Below are 16,640 nucleotides of genomic sequence, written 5' to 3'. Positions count from 1 at the left end.
GTTTTAGCCATCGCTTCTCATATCAACTTTTCTTGGTGCAAGATGTGAGTTAAACCCCCAAATATGACATAGGCCAATTATGGCAAGGGCTAGTTCCTCACCATACTTTTCCTAAGTGATTAAAAACACGGCTATTTAAAATTTTCTAGTTTATTAATCAGAAAGAGTAGAGATTTCTACTGCTTGTTTAACACACACATAAAGAGGAAAAGATCAAGCATCTTTAACTCTTTTTTCCTTTATGGAAATAATCCTAAAGGTGCGCTTAAAGATGCGGGTGGCTACCGCCGCGTCTTCGAAGGTGCGAATCCGCTTGGATCACACCTCTGCCTCCTGCCCCCTCTACGAAGATAAGATTGGTTTTAGAACCGAATTTGTATTATTTTCAGGTTACTATTCCTCCCTTTTCTTGTCCCGAACTCAGCTTTATTTATGAGGTTCCATAAAATCAATTTCTGGACCAAGAGGAACAACACCAGTGGGATTAATTGTTTTGTGACTTTCGTAATAATGACCTTTAATGTGAAGAAAATTCACCGTTTCTGCCACACCTGGAGTTTGATATAGATCCCTGAGATAATTCCATAAATTAGGATAATCAACAATGCGACGTAGATTACACTTGAAATGTCCTACATAAACGGGATCAAATCTTACTAAAGTAGTAAATAGTCTCCAGTCTGCTTCGGTGATCTGTTCTCCAGTTAAATAACGCTGCTTAGAAAAGATTTCTTCTAACCAGTCCAAACTATCAAATAAAGGTTTCAAAGCTTCTTCATAAGCATTCTGTGTGGTGGCAAATCCGCATTTATAAACCCCATTATTAACAGTATTGTAAATGCGCTCATTGAGAGAGTTAATAGTATCTCTCAAAGCTTCGGGATAGTAATCTCCTGGTTTTGCTCCTATTTGATCAAAAGCACTGTTAAACATCCGAATAATCTCCGAAGATTCGTTGTTAACAATGGTTTTTGTCTGTTTATCCCAGAGAATTGGTACTGTTACCCGACCAGTGTATTCTGGATCAGCTTTGGTATAAATTTCGTGTAGATACTTAGCGTCAAATAGGGGATCGGTAATGACATTTTCCCCTGGTTCAAACGTCCAACCATGTTCCCCCATATACCAGTGAACCACTGATATAGAGATCATTTTTTCCAGTCCTTTGAGGGAACGAAAAATTAGGGTACGATGGGCCCAAGGACAGGCCAAAGAAACATAGAGATGATAGCGATTCGGTTCTGCTTTAAAATCACCATCACCACTCGGACCAGGACTTCCATCAGCAGTTACCCAGTTACGAAACCGAGACGCTTGACGAACAAATCGCCCTTCGGTTTTGCTGGTATCGTACCATTTGTCGTGCCAAACACCATCAATTAGAAGACCCATAATTTTTCTGCACCGTTTACAAATCTCTACATCTTTTAGGATAGATTGTTTCTTTAAAAAAGAGAATAGGTCATTTTATTAACAGATTGTCAACTAAAAATCGACAATCAAAGAAAGTATGTCAGTTATCAATTACCAGTTACTAGTTACCTGAGTTGGATACAAGCAAATTTATCTCGAAGATTATTCTATTGCTTATTGCCAATAAATTAAGCAATCTTACTCATTGTATTAATAAAATTTATGTAACTATTTATAAATTTTTTAGGATAAATGATCACATATCTGATATGGAGAAAAACTAACTTATACAAGAGGCATTAGGGTATAAACACTCATTAGTTTAATTAATCAGATCGTCTACAAATTGTAATAAAAAATTCCCTAAGAAAGAGAAAAAACAATGTTAAAACGGTCTAACTATCGTGATATGATAAGGACTCGAAAAGCACATAAGTGAATAAACGGTTGACTACAAGCGACTTTGAGCGACCGTATAACTTTCTACAATTTTCTCTATTACCAGTAGGTCAGGAGAAACCGACTTACGAACTAATAAATGAGAAATTAACGATGCCCATTCATGGAGGAATAACAAAATGGCACAGGCCACCAAATCAGGGTTTAATGCCGGTGTTCAGGACTACCGCCTAACCTACTACACCCCAGACTACACCCCTAAAGATACCGATCTTTTAGCTTGCTTCCGCATGACTCCCCAACCGGGTGTTCCTCCAGAAGAAGCCGGTGCAGCAGTAGCAGCAGAATCTTCTACTGGAACTTGGACAACTGTATGGACCGATAACTTAACCGACTTAGATCGTTACAAAGGTCGTTGTTATGATATCGAGCCTGTTCCCAACGAAGACAACCAGTATTTCTGCTTCATCGCCTATCCTTTGGACCTATTTGAAGAAGGATCTGTAACCAACGTCCTCACCTCTTTAGTGGGTAACGTTTTCGGTTTCAAAGCTTTACGTGCGTTACGTTTAGAAGACATCCGCTTCCCCGTTGCTTTGATCAAAACCTTCCAAGGGCCTCCCCACGGAATCACCGTTGAACGGGATAAACTAAACAAGTACGGTCGTCCCCTCTTAGGTTGTACCATTAAGCCCAAATTAGGTCTATCCGCTAAAAACTACGGACGTGCGGTTTACGAATGTTTACGGGGTGGTTTAGACTTCACCAAGGACGACGAAAACATTAACTCTCAGCCGTTTATGCGTTGGCGCGATCGCTTCTTATTTGTACAAGAAGCCATCGAAAAATCACAAGCTGAAACCAACGAAGTTAAAGGTCACTACCTCAACGTTACCGCAGGTACTTGTGAAGAAATGATGAAACGGGCTGAGTTTGCCAAAGAAATCGGCACTCCCATCGTCATGCACGACTTCATAACCGGTGGTTTCACTGCTAACACCACCCTAGCTAAGTTCTGTCGTGACAACGGTTTATTACTCCACATTCACCGTGCTATGCACGCGGTAATTGACCGTCAGAAAAATCATGGTATCCACTTCCGCGTTCTAGCTAAGTGTTTACGTTTATCTGGTGGTGACCACCTCCACTCTGGAACCGTTGTAGGTAAGTTAGAAGGGGAAAGAGGTATCACTATGGGGTTTGTTGACCTCATGCGTGAAGACTATGTTGAAGAAGATCGTTCTCGCGGTATTTTCTTCACCCAAGACTACGCTTCAATGCCTGGAACAATGCCTGTTGCTTCCGGTGGTATCCACGTATGGCATATGCCCGCCTTAGTGGAAATCTTCGGCGACGACTCCTGCTTACAGTTCGGTGGTGGTACTTTAGGACACCCCTGGGGTAACGCACCTGGTGCAACCGCTAACCGTGTAGCTCTTGAAGCTTGTGTCCAAGCTCGTAACGAAGGTCGTTCCTTATCCGGTGAAGCAGGTAACCAAGTTATCCGCGAAGCTTGTAAGTGGAGTCCTGAGTTGGCTGCTGCTTGTGAACTTTGGAAAGAAATTAAATTCGAGTTTGAGGCAATGGATACACTCTAATCTTGGGATAATTGTTAGTTTTTAAAAGATATTAAAAACTGAAAACTAACAACTGTGTCCGAGGAGGGACGGGTAGGCATCTATGTATCCCAAAAAAATAGCTAATGATACTGCCGAAGTAATACAAAATTACCTAACTTATCAAGCGGTTCGTGTGATTCTTGACCAATTATCGGAAACCAACCCCAAACAGGCTATATGGCTGAGGCAATATACAGCTTCCCACAATATCCAAAAAGGGGAACCTTTTATTGAAGGTTTAATGGGAGAAGATAAAGAGCTAGTGTTACGTATTCTCAAAGTGCGAGAATATCTAGCCTCTGAGGTGATGGAATTTATGCCCCAGATGGTGAGGCATCGTATTAGTCAGGCCAATGTAGAACATCGTCGGCGGCTATTGGAGAGGCTTACCAATGCTCCCCCGATCTCCTCAACTGCTTCTGAGTCAGAGAATGATGACTTAAACCCTAATTGTGACTAATTTGAGATAGGAACTAACCAGCAATGAAAACATTACCTAAAGAGCGTCGTTACGAAACCCTTTCTTATTTACCCCCTTTAACGGATCAACAAATTCTTCTCCAAGTTCAAAATGTCTTGGATCAAGGCATGATTCCTGGGGTTGAGTTTGAAGAAGAGCCCAACCCAACAACTCACTTCTGGACCATGTGGAAGTTACCTTTATTTGGTGCCGGTTCTGCACAAGAAGTATTGGCTGAAGTACGGGAATGTCGTTCTGAGTATCCTAACGCCTACATCCGCGTTATTGGTTTTGACAACATTAAACAGTGTCAAACCATGAGTTTCATCGTTCACAAGCCTAACAACCGCGCATACTAGGCTGTTTTAGAGAACTTTGAGCTTTCAATCTTGACCTACCTACAATTATTGTGGGTAGGTTAATATTATTTGCGGAAGAATACTTGATACTAACCAGGGGTAAGCATTCAGCAGTCAGTGTTCAGCTAACAGATAAAGGTGCAGATCATAAAACTGATAGCTGATGGCTGATAACTGATAACTGATAACTGAATGCTTACCAAAACTATTCAATCGTTAGCGAAAAAACTAACCATCAATATAAGCATAATCCGGTTGTAAAGTAGCCTCTACTTTCACTTTATTGTCTTCAGAAACATCCACCATTACAGTGTCGCCATCCTGAATATTGCCAGCTAAAATTGATTCAGCTAAACTGTCTTCTAAACGTCCCATAATAGCACGACGCAAAGGTCTAGCACCATAGCTTGGATCGTACCCTTCTTCGACCACTAAAGCTTTGAAATCCTCGCTAACCGTTAAACTAATTTGACGTTGTTCGTACAATTGTTGGGCAACTTCTGCTAACAATAAATCAGCAATTTCTGTTACTTCAGGTTTAGTCAGTTGACGGAAAACAATTATCTCATCCAAACGATTCAAAAATTCAGGACGAAAGTATTGTTTTAACTCATCGTTGACTGCTCCTTGAATGCGTTTATAGTTAACATTTTCGTCTTCGTCTTCGGTTTCAAAACCAAAATTATCACCCCCTTTCTCAATAACTTTTGAGCCAATATTGGAAGTCATAATAATTAAGGTGTTTCTAAAGTCGACGGTGCGTCCTTTACTGTCGGTTAACCGTCCATCTTCTAATAGTTGCAACAGTAAATTAAAGACATCAGGATGAGCTTTCTCTATCTCATCAAACAAAACTACACTGTAGGGTTTACGGCGAACCGCTTCGGTTAATTGTCCACCCTCTTCGTAGCCTACAAAACCAGGGGCAGTTCCGATTAATTTAGATACGGTATGACGTTCCATATATTCGGACATATCTAAACGAATCATGGCGTCTTTTGAACCGAATAAAAACTGTGCTAAGGCCTTTGTTAATTCAGTTTTACCGACTCCAGTAGGTCCGGCAAAAATAAAGCTTGCAATGGGACGTTTAGGGTTTTGTAAACCGATTCTAGAGCGACGAACAGATCGAGATACGGCTGTTACAGCTGCTTGTTGACCGATAATCCGCTCGTGTAAATTATCCTCTAAATACATCAAAGATTCTGACTCTGTTTCTGTCAGTTTATTGACAGGAACACCCGTCCAGGCGGTGACAATTTGGGCAATATCTTCTTCATCAACCACGGGAATCAAAGAGTCAGGATTGATAACTGGGGCTTCGTTTTCGTCCTCGAAAGAAGACTGATTTTTCATCTGTGAACAATGCCGTAGGTGAATGCGAGATCCAGCTTCATCGATAAGATCAATCGCCTTATCTGGTAAGAAGCGATCGCTAATATATCTTTCTCCTAAATGGGCAGCTGCTGCGATGGCTTTTTGCGAAAACTTAACTTGATGATGGGCTTCGTATTCTTTACGCAACCCCTCTAAAATTTCGATAGTTTCCTCAACAGAGGGTTCCCCTACCATCACCGGTTGAAATCGCCTTTCTAGGGCTGCATCTTTTTCGATATACTGACGATATTCATCTAAAGTAGTTGTTCCCAAACATTGCAATTCGCCCCTTGCTAAAGCTGGTTTTAAGAGGTTCGCTGCATCCATAACTCCACCCATAGTTCCAGCACCTACTAAGGTATGTATTTCGTCGATGACCAGGATAATGCTACCAGATTCTTTGACCTGTTCGACGATGGACTTTAATCTTTGTTCAAATTCTCCACGAAAGCGAGTTCCCGCTACCAATAACCCCATATCTAGGGCAAATACCTGTTTGTCCTGTAAAATTTCGGGTACATCCCCTTCGACAATACGCTGAGCTAATCCTTCGGCGATCGCAGTTTTCCCCACTCCGGGTTCACCCACCAAAACAGGATTATTCTTACTACGACGACCAAGAACTTGAATAGTTCTTTGGATTTCTGTGTTTCGTCCCACCACAGGGTCTATTTGCCCTTCTCTAGCCTTTTTTGTTAAATTTGTACCGAACTGTTCTAGGGTAGCCTTAGATTGGGAAAAATTAGCAAATGGAGAGGTTTTTTCTCCTGCGGTTACAGGCACTTGCTCCTCTTCTCCTAATTTGTTCACAAGAGCGGTGCGTAATTCTTTTGTATCAACACCTAAAGAAATCAAAACTTTTACTGCTACCGTGGTGGGATCGGATAGCAAAACCATTAATATATATTCAGGGGTGACAAAACTATTATCTTTACGGGCTACTTCAAATGATTTTTCTAAAATTTGTTTAACGGTAGGAGTAAATGGTAAATTACTTGGACTAAACCCTCCTCCTTTACCCCTTAGACGTTCTATAGTTTGTCTCGCACTGATTAGGTTCACTCCCATGCCTTGCAAAACTTGAGCAGATAAGGAGTTTTCCTGACCTAGTAATCCCAGTAACAGGTGTTCTGTTCCCACTAAATTTTGTCCCATGCGTTGCGCTTCTTCTTGGGCAAGCATGATAGATTTAATCGCTTTATCGGTAAAATTCTCAAACATAAATTTTTGGTTTACAGTTTGTTACATTTCTTAATATCATACTTCATACTGTATCGTTTTTTTTTCAGGGTTGCAGTGGGGATAGCCGTAATTAGTCCTCTTGAGACAGGAGACAGGAGTTATACTAAATCGGCCTATCATGAGTAGAGCAATATTTTTTCTCCCTCTGAGTACCCTGCGTCCCCTGCCTTCTCAAGATGATTATCTACTTTCTAAAGCCGATTTGGTCTTACTCACATCTTGCACCTTCGATAAAACTGGCTAGTTTGTAAGGGTTCAGCTATCAGCCATTAGCCATCAGTTGAAACATATCAATCTCCATCTTATGCTGTGAGTGAGATTAAACCAATGCTTAACGCTTTCATCTCTTAGCTGAAAGCCGAACGCTGTGCGATAGCGCCGGAACGGAGTGAGGAACTGCTGACATCTTACTAATTTAAGTTTTTATGTACTGGTGCAAGATGTCAGTCTTAGGTGTACCTCATGAGTCCAAGAAAACCGATAATTCTCAACTATTCATCACCAGGTTCATTGGTAACGGTTTCGTCTATGGTGTCCTCTGCGGATGATCGTTTCCGTTTAACAGGAGGGAACGACTCGGATTTATTAATTTGAGTTACTGGGCGTTGGGTAGACGACTCCTCCGAGGAAAGATGAATTTTAATTGTTGGGCCAGAACTGGCTAAGCGGATTGTCATACCATCTTTGACCTGCTTTTCATTAATTAATTTTCCATCAATATAAGTACCATTGGTTCCTAAATTAACGATTCCCCAGTGATTTTTTTCGTAACGAATCTCTAAATGATGACGAGAAACAACTGCACTATAAAGAACTACCTCATTATCGGTAGAACGACCAATGCGAATAGTCGTTGTGGTTTTAAAAGTCCAACTTTGGATGGGAGTGGTTTTGGTCGGATGAAGTAAGGTTAGAGTAATCACCAAGGTTTTAGGTTATAAAGGGTGTTTCATCACTGAGTTTTCATTTCCTGGCCCAAAAATACAGCACGACGCAGTGTTGAAAACTACTCCCATAATAAATCTTTGTCAAGAGCGTATAATCAATTCTTAGTAAAAATTGAGTAATACACTAACGATTGATCAGGGAGTAATTATCAGTTAAATTTATGCTTACTATTAACTGCGTGGTTCTCGCTGTTGAGATATGATCACGTAGCAACTACTAGGATGTAGAAAAAATGCGTGTTAAAGTTTGTGGTATTACTCAGGCAAAACAGGGACAAGCGATCGCAGAACTGGGTGCAACTGCTTTGGGGTTTATTTGTGTTGAGTCATCACCGCGTCATGTTAAGTCCCAACAAATTCAAGAGATTATTGAAGTCATCCCCACAAACATAGATCGCATAGCAGTGTTTGCTAACGCCAGTTTAACAGAGATTGAGGCAGTTTTAAAGGTAGCTCGATTAACCGGGTTGCAACTACACGGACAGGAAACGCCCCAATTTTGCGCTGAGATTAAACAATTGTGGCCAGATTTAGAAATTATTAAAGCTTTTAGGGTTAAAACCTTAACATCTTTGGTAAACATCCCTGAGTATGGGGAAGCGATAGATACTTTATTGTTAGACGCTTACGATGCTCAACAGTTGGGAGGAACCGGAAAAACTTTAAATTGGGACATTTTGGCTACTTTTAACCCAGATATTCCCTGGTTTTTAGCAGGAGGATTAAACCCTAACAACATTTTACAGGCACTTGACAATTTAGCTCCGGATGGCATCGACTTATCCAGTGGAGTCGAGCGATCGCCTGGAGACAAAGACATAGATAAAGTGAGTCAATTATTTACACAACTCAATCAAGTGCTTTAGTTTGTTACAAAAAGCGTCAAATAATAAATAATTGCTAAGCTTGGTTAACTATTTTCCTTTTAACATCTTAAAATTTAATTAATAAGCAAAAAATATTGTTCATTTATCTTCATTAACCTTTGAAATGTAGGGGATAAAAAATTATGAACGGACTACTTGCCGATGCGAGTACAAGACTAGAAAAAGCACTAAAATATACCTCTATTTCTGATGATGCCATCGAACGATTAAAACATCCTAAAACCAGTTTAAGCGTTTCCATTCCTGTGAGAATGGATGATGGTTCGTTGCGAATTTTTCAAGGGTATAGAGTGCGTTATGATGATACCCGAGGACCAGGAAAAGGTGGGGTTAGGTATCATCCTAATGTCACTATGGATGAGGTACAATCTTTAGCCTTTTGGATGACTTTTAAATGTGCCTTATTAAACCTACCTTTTGGGGGTGCAAAAGGCGGAATAAATCTTAATCCTAAAGAACTCTCAAAACAAGAATTAGAGAGATTAAGTCGGGGTTATATAGAAGCGATCGCTGATTTTATTGGTCCCGATATGGACATCCTTGCACCGGATGTTTATACCAATCAAATGATCATGGGTTGGATGATGGATCAATATAGTATTATTCAGCGAAAAATTAGCCCTGGTGTAGTGACAGGAAAACCCCAAACAATGGGAGGTAGTCAAGGAAGAGATACTGCAACTGGCACCGGTGCATATTACGTTATTCAAACCATTCTTCCTAAGTTTGAACTGATACCAGAAACCACAACCGTTGCGGTACAAGGGTTTGGAAAAGCTGGTGCAGTGGTAGCAGAATTATTAGCAAAAGTTGGTTATAAAGTTGTAGCAGTTAGTGATTCTAAAGGGGGAATTTATGCAGAGCAAGGATTAGATATTGTTAGTATTCGTAACTATAAAAAAGAACATCGAGGAATTGCTGCCATCTATTGTCACGACACTGTTTGCAATATTGTTGAGCATGAAAGTATTACCAACGAAGAGTTATTGGAGTTAGACGTAGACGTTTTAATTCCGGCTGCTTTAGAAAACCAAATAACAGCTAAAAATGCCAATAATATTAGAGCAAAGTTTATCTTTGAAGTAGCAAACGGTCCTATAAATTCTGCAGCGGATTCGATTTTAGATGAGAAAGGAATCTATGTTTTTCCTGATATTTTGGTTAATGCAGGAGGGGTAACGGTTAGTTATTTTGAATGGGTACAAAATCGTAGCGGTTTGTATTGGACTAAAATAGAAGTTAATCAGCGAATGAGAGAGAAAATGACCAGTGAAACCCAAGCAGTTTTGTCCATCGCACAAGAAAATGGAGTGTCCATGAGAACAGCAGCTTATATTCATGCTTTAAACCGTTTAGGAGACGCATTGGATGCAAAAGGTACTAGAGATTACTATGTTAATGGTTCTAGCAATTGAAATGAGGTTATACTGATACTTCCCAAATAATGATCGGTTTACTCATTACTTTGATTTGGGTTTTGTAAGGGTTCGGTTGCGTTTTGTAAAGGTTCAATAATCGTAGGAAGTTGTCGAGCAAGATGTATTTTTCTTAGGCGCGGCCCCTCCGAATCTACGATAGTAAAAGATAAATTGCCGTAACTGAAAGTTTCTCCCTCGGTGGGCATTTTTTGCCACTGGTATAACAAAAATCCTGCCAAGGTTTGATACTCATCTGTTAAAGGTAAATCTAACCCCAAAACATCGTTTAATTCTTCAAGATTGAGTTGTGCTTCTATCAAAAAATTATGTTCATCGATCATTTTTAGGGTATCTTCTTCTTCAATAGTTGCTTCTATATCGTTTCCCAAAATTTCACCAATCACATCTTGTATGGTAATCAGTCCCGATGTTCCCCCAAATTCATCTACTACCATCACCATTTTAAGTTGCGATCGCTGCATCAATGCTAACAATTCATCTAAGGCCATGGACTCAGAGACAAACTTAACAGGTTTGATCCAAGACTCAATAAAAGCGGTTGCAGTTAACTCTCCCTTACTCAAAGGTTCTGCCAAATCTTTAAAGTCAATAATACCTAAAATATCATCCAGGGAGTCTCCTTTTACGGGATAACGAGAATGTCCCGTTTCTGTGACTTCCTGTAACAACTCCTCAAAAGTCGCTGTTTCTGCGATCGCTACTAACTGTGTGCGGGGAACCATCACCTCTACAGCATTAACTGCACCAAATTCAAAGATATTTTTTAATAATTCCCGCTCTTGCGCTTCTAGACCCGTAGACTCTCCTTCTGTGGCAATAATTAACTGTAATTCTTCGGATGTTACTTGACTATGACCCCCATTGGTGTTGTATCTAATGCCAACGCTGCGTAACAAATAACGGGTAGACTGGTTTAAAATCCAGATGAAAGGGTTAAAAACTTGAGCGATGACACCGATAGAGGGGCCCAAAAAACGGGCTAATTGTTCAGAATAGATTAAAGCCACCGATTTAGGGCATAATTCCCCCAAAACAATCTGTAAATAGACCAAAGATATAAAAGCGAAGGGAATGGCGATGGTGTGGGCTAAACTGTTGACAAGAACAGGGGATAAAGGCAATACTGATAAGGTTTCCAGCACCAATCTGGCCATGGTACTTTCCCCTATCCAACCCAAAGCTAAACTAGAAAGGGTAATACCCAATTGAGTGGTGGATAAAAGGCGATCAAGACTACGCTGTAAGGATTGTACCGTCTGCGCCTGAATGTCCCCTGCTTTAACCAACTGACTAACGCGCGATCGCCTCACTGAAACCATAGCAAATTCTGCAGTGACAAAAAAGGCGTTAATGGCTATCAATAAGAGAATTGAAAAAGCCCGTATTAAGATTGTATGGGTGGTCATATAGATGGTGTGACAATCGCAAAGATTATCGAATAACTGGAATTTGAGGGATATTCAACTGCAGTTTTTGATCCGGATAATCTGTTAAATTAAACGATAGGGCTTGACTGTCATCCACTAAGGCACTGGGAATTTTAACCTTCCCTGCAAAATTCTCGCTGTTGGGGGGTAATTCTTCCGGAAGTCCTTCGGTGATAGCACTCAAGGCGCGTCCTTCACTATCTTTAACCTCCAAAAAACTGTAAAGAAATTTCACCGAGGTTGTTCCTTGGTTTTGTAAATTTATCTTAAATGATAAGTTTGTTCCTTCGTTACTGGCTTCTTGAATTTCTAATTTAACCCCTTGATCTTGCACTTGCATGGGAAAATTAGCCATGTATTGAGAGGTTTCTACATCTGGAGAGTCATTCCGTTTGGATTGAGTCGTTTTATCTTCAGTGTTATTTTTTTTTGACTCTTGTTCTTTTTTAGTAATGGCTTGATTTTTCTTGTGGGTGTGGTCGTATACTCTAATTAAGATGGTTTTTTCATCGATGGGTTTAAATTCCGTGGGTTCATTGGATTTTTTAGAACTCTCACCTAATTTCTTGGTGGGATTGTTTTCTGGTTGACTCACCCCTTTTAGAGCTTGGGTTCCTGCTTGGTAAGCAAGATAAGCACTTGCGGTACCCGCTCCGGACATGATTAATAATAGTAGTAAAGTTAGTTTTAAGGTTTGATTAATCTTCATCAGTACAGTCTCTGAAATTATACTTAATTATATTGAATTATAATCCTTTCTAACCTATCCCGACTTTGGTAATTTATTAGCGATCGCTTTTTAGGTTTCCCCACACTCCTAGTCTTGTAATCTTCTAGTAAAGAGTCATGACATCGGTAATGGATAAACGAGATTGTACCCCCAGATTCCAGGAAGAAATATGACCTCTTTCCAGGTGATCACAAGCGGCACAAGCAATCATTGCAGCGTTATCGGTGCAAAGTTTTAGGGGAGGAAAATGGACGGTTAGATTGTGTTCTTTAGCTGCTTGTTGCAGGTGATTTCTCAAACCACTATTGGCAGCAACCCCACCACCAACAGCAATGTGGGTTAATTTATGATCTAGAGCGCAAGCAGTGGTTTTTTTTGTTAGGGAACGGGCGACGGTTGCTTGAAAACTAGCCGCTAAATCAGCAACGGGTAAGGATTCTTTATGCTCTTTTTTGAGCTTTTCCACTAACCGTAAAACCGCTGTTTTTAAGCCACTAAAACTAAAGTCATAGGGATGATAACCTCCTTGGGGTAAAGATACTTTTCCTTCTGGTAGATTAAACCTTTTTGGGTTCCCTTGGAGGGCTAATTTATCGATAATTGGCCCTCCTGGATAACCGAGGTTTAATAACCTAGCTACTTTATCAAACGCTTCTCCTGCTGCATCGTCACGAGTGTTTCCCAATTGTTGATAGACACCGCAATCTTTAACATGAATTAGACTGGTATGACCCCCCGATACCAATAGACATAAAAAAGGAGTTTGCCAATGGGGTTGACTAAGATAAGTTGCGTAAATATGACCTTCTAAATGGTGAATTCCTAAGAAGGGTTTTTGATGAATCATAGCAAGGGTTTTGGCGGCAGTTTCTCCTACCATTAAAGCTCCAACTAATCCTGGAGCAACGGTTGCAGCGATACCATCGATATGATTCCAGGTTAATTTTGCTGCTTCCATCGCTTCTTCAATGCAAGGGTTAATGGTTAAAAGATGTTGACGGGAAGCTTCTTCTGGAACCACACCACCGTAACGCTTATGTAAATCAATTTGAGATGCAACAACACTACTATAAATCTTCTGTTCATTAACAATGGCGACAGCAGTTTCATCACAACTGGTTTCGATAGCTAGAATCGTTTTCATGGGAAATGGAATTTGATTTTTTTGTTGTCTTATCTAATTTTATCTCTTTATTTTTCTCTTGTGTACCATGATAATTTGAGTTGTGTTTTAACCACATTGCTAAGCTGTTAGATAAAGTAGTTAGAGAATTAATTAATTCAGGAGATAAATTTTGTGCAGGTACATCGCTAGAGCGAAAGTTTATGTCTGTTTGAGGGAAAGGAATTTCTATGCCTTCTTGTCTAAATTGACTGTCAATTTTAAAGTAGAGATCGCTTTTAATTTTAAATTGTTTGTGAGGTTTATTGATCCAAACTAATAATTTAAAGTTGAGAGAACTATCACCAAAATCAGAAAAAAATACTTGCGGAGATGGGGTATATAAAATATCTTGATGATTTCTAGCAGTATCGATTAAAATTTTTCTAACCGCTTCTAAATTAGAACCATAAGCAACACCGACGGGAATTTTTAAGCGAGAAATAGGACTAGAATGACTCCAATTAATTACTTCTGAATCTAGAAAACGAGAATTAGGTAAAATAACAGAAATTTGATCCAATGTTCTTATTTCTGTACTTCTGACGCTAATTCTTTCTACAGTTCCCATTAACCCATCCACATCTACAAAATCTCCTACTTGAATGGGACGCTCGAAAATTAACACCAATCCACTAACAAATTCTTTGGCAATTCCTTGTAATCCTAAACCGATACCTACCCCTAAAACACTGGCGAAAACTGTTAAAGAACTAAGGTCTAATCCCCAAACTTGTAGAACAACAATAGTCCCTAAAAAAATCAAGGTGTAGTTAACAATTAAAGCAGTGGTATCCTGAACTGCACGATTGAGTCCGGTAGCACTCAATAATTTAGATTTCAAAACACGACTCACCATACGAGTTAAGGTAACTAAACCAGTTAACAAACCAATTAAAATAAAAAAGTCTAGGATGGAATATTTTTGATTGCCTAATGGAAAAATATCGGTGATTAAGCTAATTTGGAGTATTTCAATTATTACATCACTCCCTTGACGGGTTTCGTGAAATAAACGACTAATATAACCAAGGGCAAAAATCCAAATAATTCCTCTAATGATTGCCAATAAAACTAATAAAGAAATTAATTGAAAATTGAAAGAAGATTCCCGAGGATGGTCTGTTGAAGGTTGATTAGAAGTATTAGAATTAGGAGGATGGGAATCTTTATCTGTTTCACTCAGAGGTTTGAGCCAACGTTGCCAAATTACCCCCAATTTCCAAGATAAAATAAAGGCTAGAAAAATAACAGCGATCGCAATAACAATGGCCTTAACATAATATTGTGGAGTTCTTTCATATTCTGCTTTCCTAGTGGCAACTTCTAGGGTATTTTTCCAAGCCAAAGCTTGCCCTTGTAAACTTTTTCCAACGGGAACATCATTATAAGTAACAGAAATAAAATAACGTTCATTAATAACAATGACAGGAACTTCTTGACTTACATCAATTTCGACAAGAATAGGAGAATTACCCTCCTCTAATATCTTTTCTAAATGATTATTGGCTTCTTTAGCCCTTCTTCGTGCCGTGTATTGCCCTGATTCACTAACATAAAATAAGGTTCTTCCTTTAAGCATTATGGGTGCTGTTGGTTTTTCCTGGCTTAAAGTTGGACTAAAACAGCCCAGAAAATTTACAATAATGAAAATTGTTAAAATCCAGGTTAGTAAAGCAGTGATAAAATTTTTCTTTTTGCTCCAAAAATACATATAAATCCAAATTTAATTAGAACATCATATTGTCCACAGGGAACAGTGAGCAGTGAGCAGTTAACAGTTAGCAGTTAACAAATAAGGGTTTTAGACTGGTTAATATTTCTGAGGACAGTAGTTTTATGTATGTCCGACTACTTATGTCTAACTACTTATTAACTAACAATATAGCTTACTGTATGCCAGTGTGTTGATTGAGATGGGAAATTCAAGAGCGATCGCTTCTAAAATTCTGGTGAAATATGCAAGAAAAAGATTTTAGAGGGTTTAAAATACCGTATTCTTTCTTTTACTATTTTTGTCTCATACTCCTAAGACTTTTCTCGCCAAGTAAATTCCCATATTCATCTTGGGAATATTAAAAAAGAAAAGAAATTTAATACCATAAATAATGATAAATAAAGATGGGCAGAAGCCTAATCAAATAATCCCTCACTGGTGGAAAAACCTGGATCTCAGAAAGAAAACCACCTTACTAGCAATAACCATGAGTACCTTACCCATCTTACTCATCGGTTCAGTGTCCTATTACTTCGCCAATCGTAGTATTACCCAACGCATTACCGAAGAACAAGCAGCCCAAACCTTTGATATGTCAGATAAGGTGAAGCGTTCTATTGAGGAACGCTACATGGACATCAAGCAGATGGCAAATTTATCTATTTTTGCCGATCCCAGACTAAGACAAATCGCCACACCACAAGAAAAAGATCAAACTCTGCAGCGAGTGATTGAAGCCTCTGATGGATTGTACAACAGTATTGGTCTTTTTGAGATGAATGGCGAGCGTATCGCTCAAGGAGAAACAGGAATTGTCCTTCCAAACCACAAAAGCAGAGACTATTTTCAGGCAGTTCTCGAAACAGATCAACCGGCCATCGCTCAACCAAGGCCATCTAAGACTACAGGGGTTTTCAGCCTACATTTTGCCTCTCCAGTCAAAGATGCTCTCAGTGACGAAACCATCGGTGTTATTCGTTCTCGCGCCACTGTGGAAGACCTAGAAAATTTCATTAAAAACTACGCTCACGAGGGAAAAACCAATTACGTTCTCGTAGATGGCAAGTCCGAGGCCTTTATTAGTAATGTTGATCAATGGGAAAAAGATAACCTGCTCAAAGAATTCCCCGTCTTAGGAGATATAATCGAGGGCAGACAACCAAAAACTGTCAGAGCGGTAGGACAGGAATCGAAAGAAGAATGGCTCATTACCTATGTTCCCGTTGCCAACCTTTCTGAGCAACCTGAGCTAAACTGGGATGCAATTTTACTTACCAAAACCTCCATAGCATTTGCAGCGCAAGAACAACTCCTCTGGACTTTTATTTTAGGGACAGGATTAACAGCTATTTTTGTTGGTATTGTGGCTGCTTACCTCGCCAACCGTATGACTCGTCCTCTTTTAGCCTGCTTCATGAAACCTAGACAAACCTAGACAGGCTTGATGTTCAATTCCTGCTTC

The 16,640-nt window shown here is 39.6% G+C and carries 13 protein-coding genes; 6 read left to right on the top strand and 7 right to left on the bottom strand.

All coding sequences use genetic code 11. From position 1 onward, the window contains the following. Positions 1–426: 426 nt before the first annotated feature. Positions 427–1,392: a glutathione S-transferase family protein gene (locus P9B04_RS00360; RefSeq protein WP_342053007.1), complete on the bottom strand. Its 966-nt coding sequence runs from the start codon at positions 1,390–1,392 to the stop codon at positions 427–429. A 599-nt stretch (positions 1,393–1,991) separates the two neighbouring features. Between P9B04_RS00360 and P9B04_RS00355 the strand changes: the two genes are divergently transcribed. The 3 genes from P9B04_RS00355 (at position 1,992) to P9B04_RS00345 (ending at position 4,250) form a co-directional block, all read left to right on the top strand. Continuing rightward, positions 1,992–3,410, top strand: a complete 1,419-nt coding sequence (locus tag P9B04_RS00355; protein WP_342053006.1) for a form I ribulose bisphosphate carboxylase large subunit — start codon at positions 1,992–1,994, stop codon at positions 3,408–3,410. A gap of 82 nt (positions 3,411–3,492) precedes the next feature. After that, on the top strand, positions 3,493–3,891 hold the full coding sequence (locus P9B04_RS00350) for a chaperonin family protein RbcX (RefSeq protein ID WP_287139787.1): 399 nt from the start codon (positions 3,493–3,495) through the stop codon (positions 3,889–3,891). A gap of 23 nt (positions 3,892–3,914) precedes the next feature. Further along, entirely contained in the window at positions 3,915–4,250 is a 336-nt protein-coding gene (locus tag P9B04_RS00345) for a ribulose bisphosphate carboxylase small subunit (RefSeq protein ID WP_342053005.1), read from the top strand. A gap of 228 nt (positions 4,251–4,478) precedes the next feature. Here the strand turns inward: P9B04_RS00345 and P9B04_RS00340 are convergent, their stop codons facing one another. Both P9B04_RS00340 and P9B04_RS00335 read right to left on the bottom strand, forming a co-directional pair. After that, positions 4,479–6,848, bottom strand: coding sequence for an ATP-dependent Clp protease ATP-binding subunit (locus P9B04_RS00340; RefSeq protein ID WP_342053004.1), 2,370 nt, complete (start codon positions 6,846–6,848; stop codon positions 4,479–4,481). Between the two features lie 512 nt (positions 6,849–7,360). Then, positions 7,361–7,792 (bottom strand): FHA domain-containing protein, encoded by a 432-nt coding sequence (locus P9B04_RS00335; protein ID WP_342053003.1) that lies wholly within the window; start codon positions 7,790–7,792, stop codon positions 7,361–7,363. Between the two features lie 257 nt (positions 7,793–8,049). Here P9B04_RS00335 and P9B04_RS00330 point away from each other — a divergent pair, with 257 nt between their 5' ends. Together P9B04_RS00330 and P9B04_RS00325 are read left to right on the top strand one after the other, a co-directional pair. Then, positions 8,050–8,682, top strand: coding sequence for a phosphoribosylanthranilate isomerase (locus tag P9B04_RS00330; protein ID WP_342053002.1), 633 nt, complete (start codon positions 8,050–8,052; stop codon positions 8,680–8,682). A gap of 143 nt (positions 8,683–8,825) precedes the next feature. Next, on the top strand, positions 8,826–10,118 hold the full coding sequence (locus P9B04_RS00325) for a Glu/Leu/Phe/Val family dehydrogenase (protein WP_342053001.1): 1,293 nt from the start codon (positions 8,826–8,828) through the stop codon (positions 10,116–10,118). Positions 10,119–10,156: 38 nt separating this feature from the next. On the opposite strand, the gene P9B04_RS00320 is transcribed toward P9B04_RS00325, so the two are convergent. From P9B04_RS00320 to P9B04_RS00305, 4 genes are all read right to left on the bottom strand, one after another. Then, on the bottom strand, positions 10,157–11,548 hold the full coding sequence (locus P9B04_RS00320; RefSeq protein WP_342053000.1) for a hemolysin family protein: 1,392 nt from the start codon (positions 11,546–11,548) through the stop codon (positions 10,157–10,159). A gap of 25 nt (positions 11,549–11,573) precedes the next feature. Next, positions 11,574–12,278, bottom strand: coding sequence for a hypothetical protein (locus P9B04_RS00315; protein WP_342052999.1), 705 nt, complete (start codon positions 12,276–12,278; stop codon positions 11,574–11,576). A 124-nt stretch (positions 12,279–12,402) separates the two neighbouring features. Then, positions 12,403–13,443 carry a tRNA (adenosine(37)-N6)-threonylcarbamoyltransferase complex transferase subunit TsaD gene (gene tsaD / locus P9B04_RS00310; protein WP_342052998.1) on the bottom strand — a complete coding sequence of 347 codons (1,041 nt, stop codon included), beginning with the start codon at positions 13,441–13,443 and terminating at the stop codon, positions 12,403–12,405. Then, positions 13,409–15,043, bottom strand: a complete 1,635-nt coding sequence (locus P9B04_RS00305) for a mechanosensitive ion channel family protein (protein WP_342052997.1) — start codon at positions 15,041–15,043, stop codon at positions 13,409–13,411. The genes tsaD and P9B04_RS00305 overlap by 35 nt, the downstream gene beginning before the upstream one ends. A 526-nt stretch (positions 15,044–15,569) precedes the next feature. Here P9B04_RS00305 and P9B04_RS00300 point away from each other — a divergent pair. Beyond that, entirely contained in the window at positions 15,570–16,613 is a 1,044-nt protein-coding gene (locus tag P9B04_RS00300; RefSeq protein WP_342052996.1) for a cache domain-containing protein, read from the top strand. Positions 16,614–16,640: the final 27 nt, after the last annotated feature.

This window comes from Crocosphaera sp. Alani8 (assembly GCF_038442745.1).
Lineage (GTDB): Bacteria > Cyanobacteriota > Cyanobacteriia > Cyanobacteriales > Microcystaceae > Crocosphaera.
This window is presented reverse-complemented; position numbering and strand designations above follow the sequence as displayed.

What these genes read in the sequence shown, in the direction of transcription:
- P9B04_RS00360 (WP_342053007.1), bottom strand. Translation starts at nt 1,392, where the DNA reads ATGGGTCTTCTAATTGATGGTGTTTGGCACGACAAATGGTACGATACC.
- P9B04_RS00355 (WP_342053006.1), top strand. Translation starts at nt 1,992, where the DNA reads ATGGCACAGGCCACCAAATCAGGGTTTAATGCCGGTGTTCAGGACTAC.
- P9B04_RS00350 (WP_287139787.1), top strand. Translation starts at nt 3,493, where the DNA reads ATGTATCCCAAAAAAATAGCTAATGATACTGCCGAAGTAATACAAAAT.
- P9B04_RS00345 (WP_342053005.1), top strand. Translation starts at nt 3,915, where the DNA reads ATGAAAACATTACCTAAAGAGCGTCGTTACGAAACCCTTTCTTATTTA.
- P9B04_RS00340 (WP_342053004.1), bottom strand. Translation starts at nt 6,848, where the DNA reads ATGTTTGAGAATTTTACCGATAAAGCGATTAAATCTATCATGCTTGCC.
- P9B04_RS00330 (WP_342053002.1), top strand. Translation starts at nt 8,050, where the DNA reads ATGCGTGTTAAAGTTTGTGGTATTACTCAGGCAAAACAGGGACAAGCG.
- P9B04_RS00325 (WP_342053001.1), top strand. Translation starts at nt 8,826, where the DNA reads ATGAACGGACTACTTGCCGATGCGAGTACAAGACTAGAAAAAGCACTA.
- P9B04_RS00320 (WP_342053000.1), bottom strand. Translation starts at nt 11,548, where the DNA reads ATGACCACCCATACAATCTTAATACGGGCTTTTTCAATTCTCTTATTG.
- P9B04_RS00315 (WP_342052999.1), bottom strand. Translation starts at nt 12,278, where the DNA reads ATGAAGATTAATCAAACCTTAAAACTAACTTTACTACTATTATTAATC.
- tsaD (WP_342052998.1), bottom strand. Translation starts at nt 13,443, where the DNA reads ATGAAAACGATTCTAGCTATCGAAACCAGTTGTGATGAAACTGCTGTC.
- P9B04_RS00305 (WP_342052997.1), bottom strand. Translation starts at nt 15,043, where the DNA reads ATGCTTAAAGGAAGAACCTTATTTTATGTTAGTGAATCAGGGCAATAC.
- P9B04_RS00300 (WP_342052996.1), top strand. Translation starts at nt 15,570, where the DNA reads ATGATAAATAAAGATGGGCAGAAGCCTAATCAAATAATCCCTCACTGG.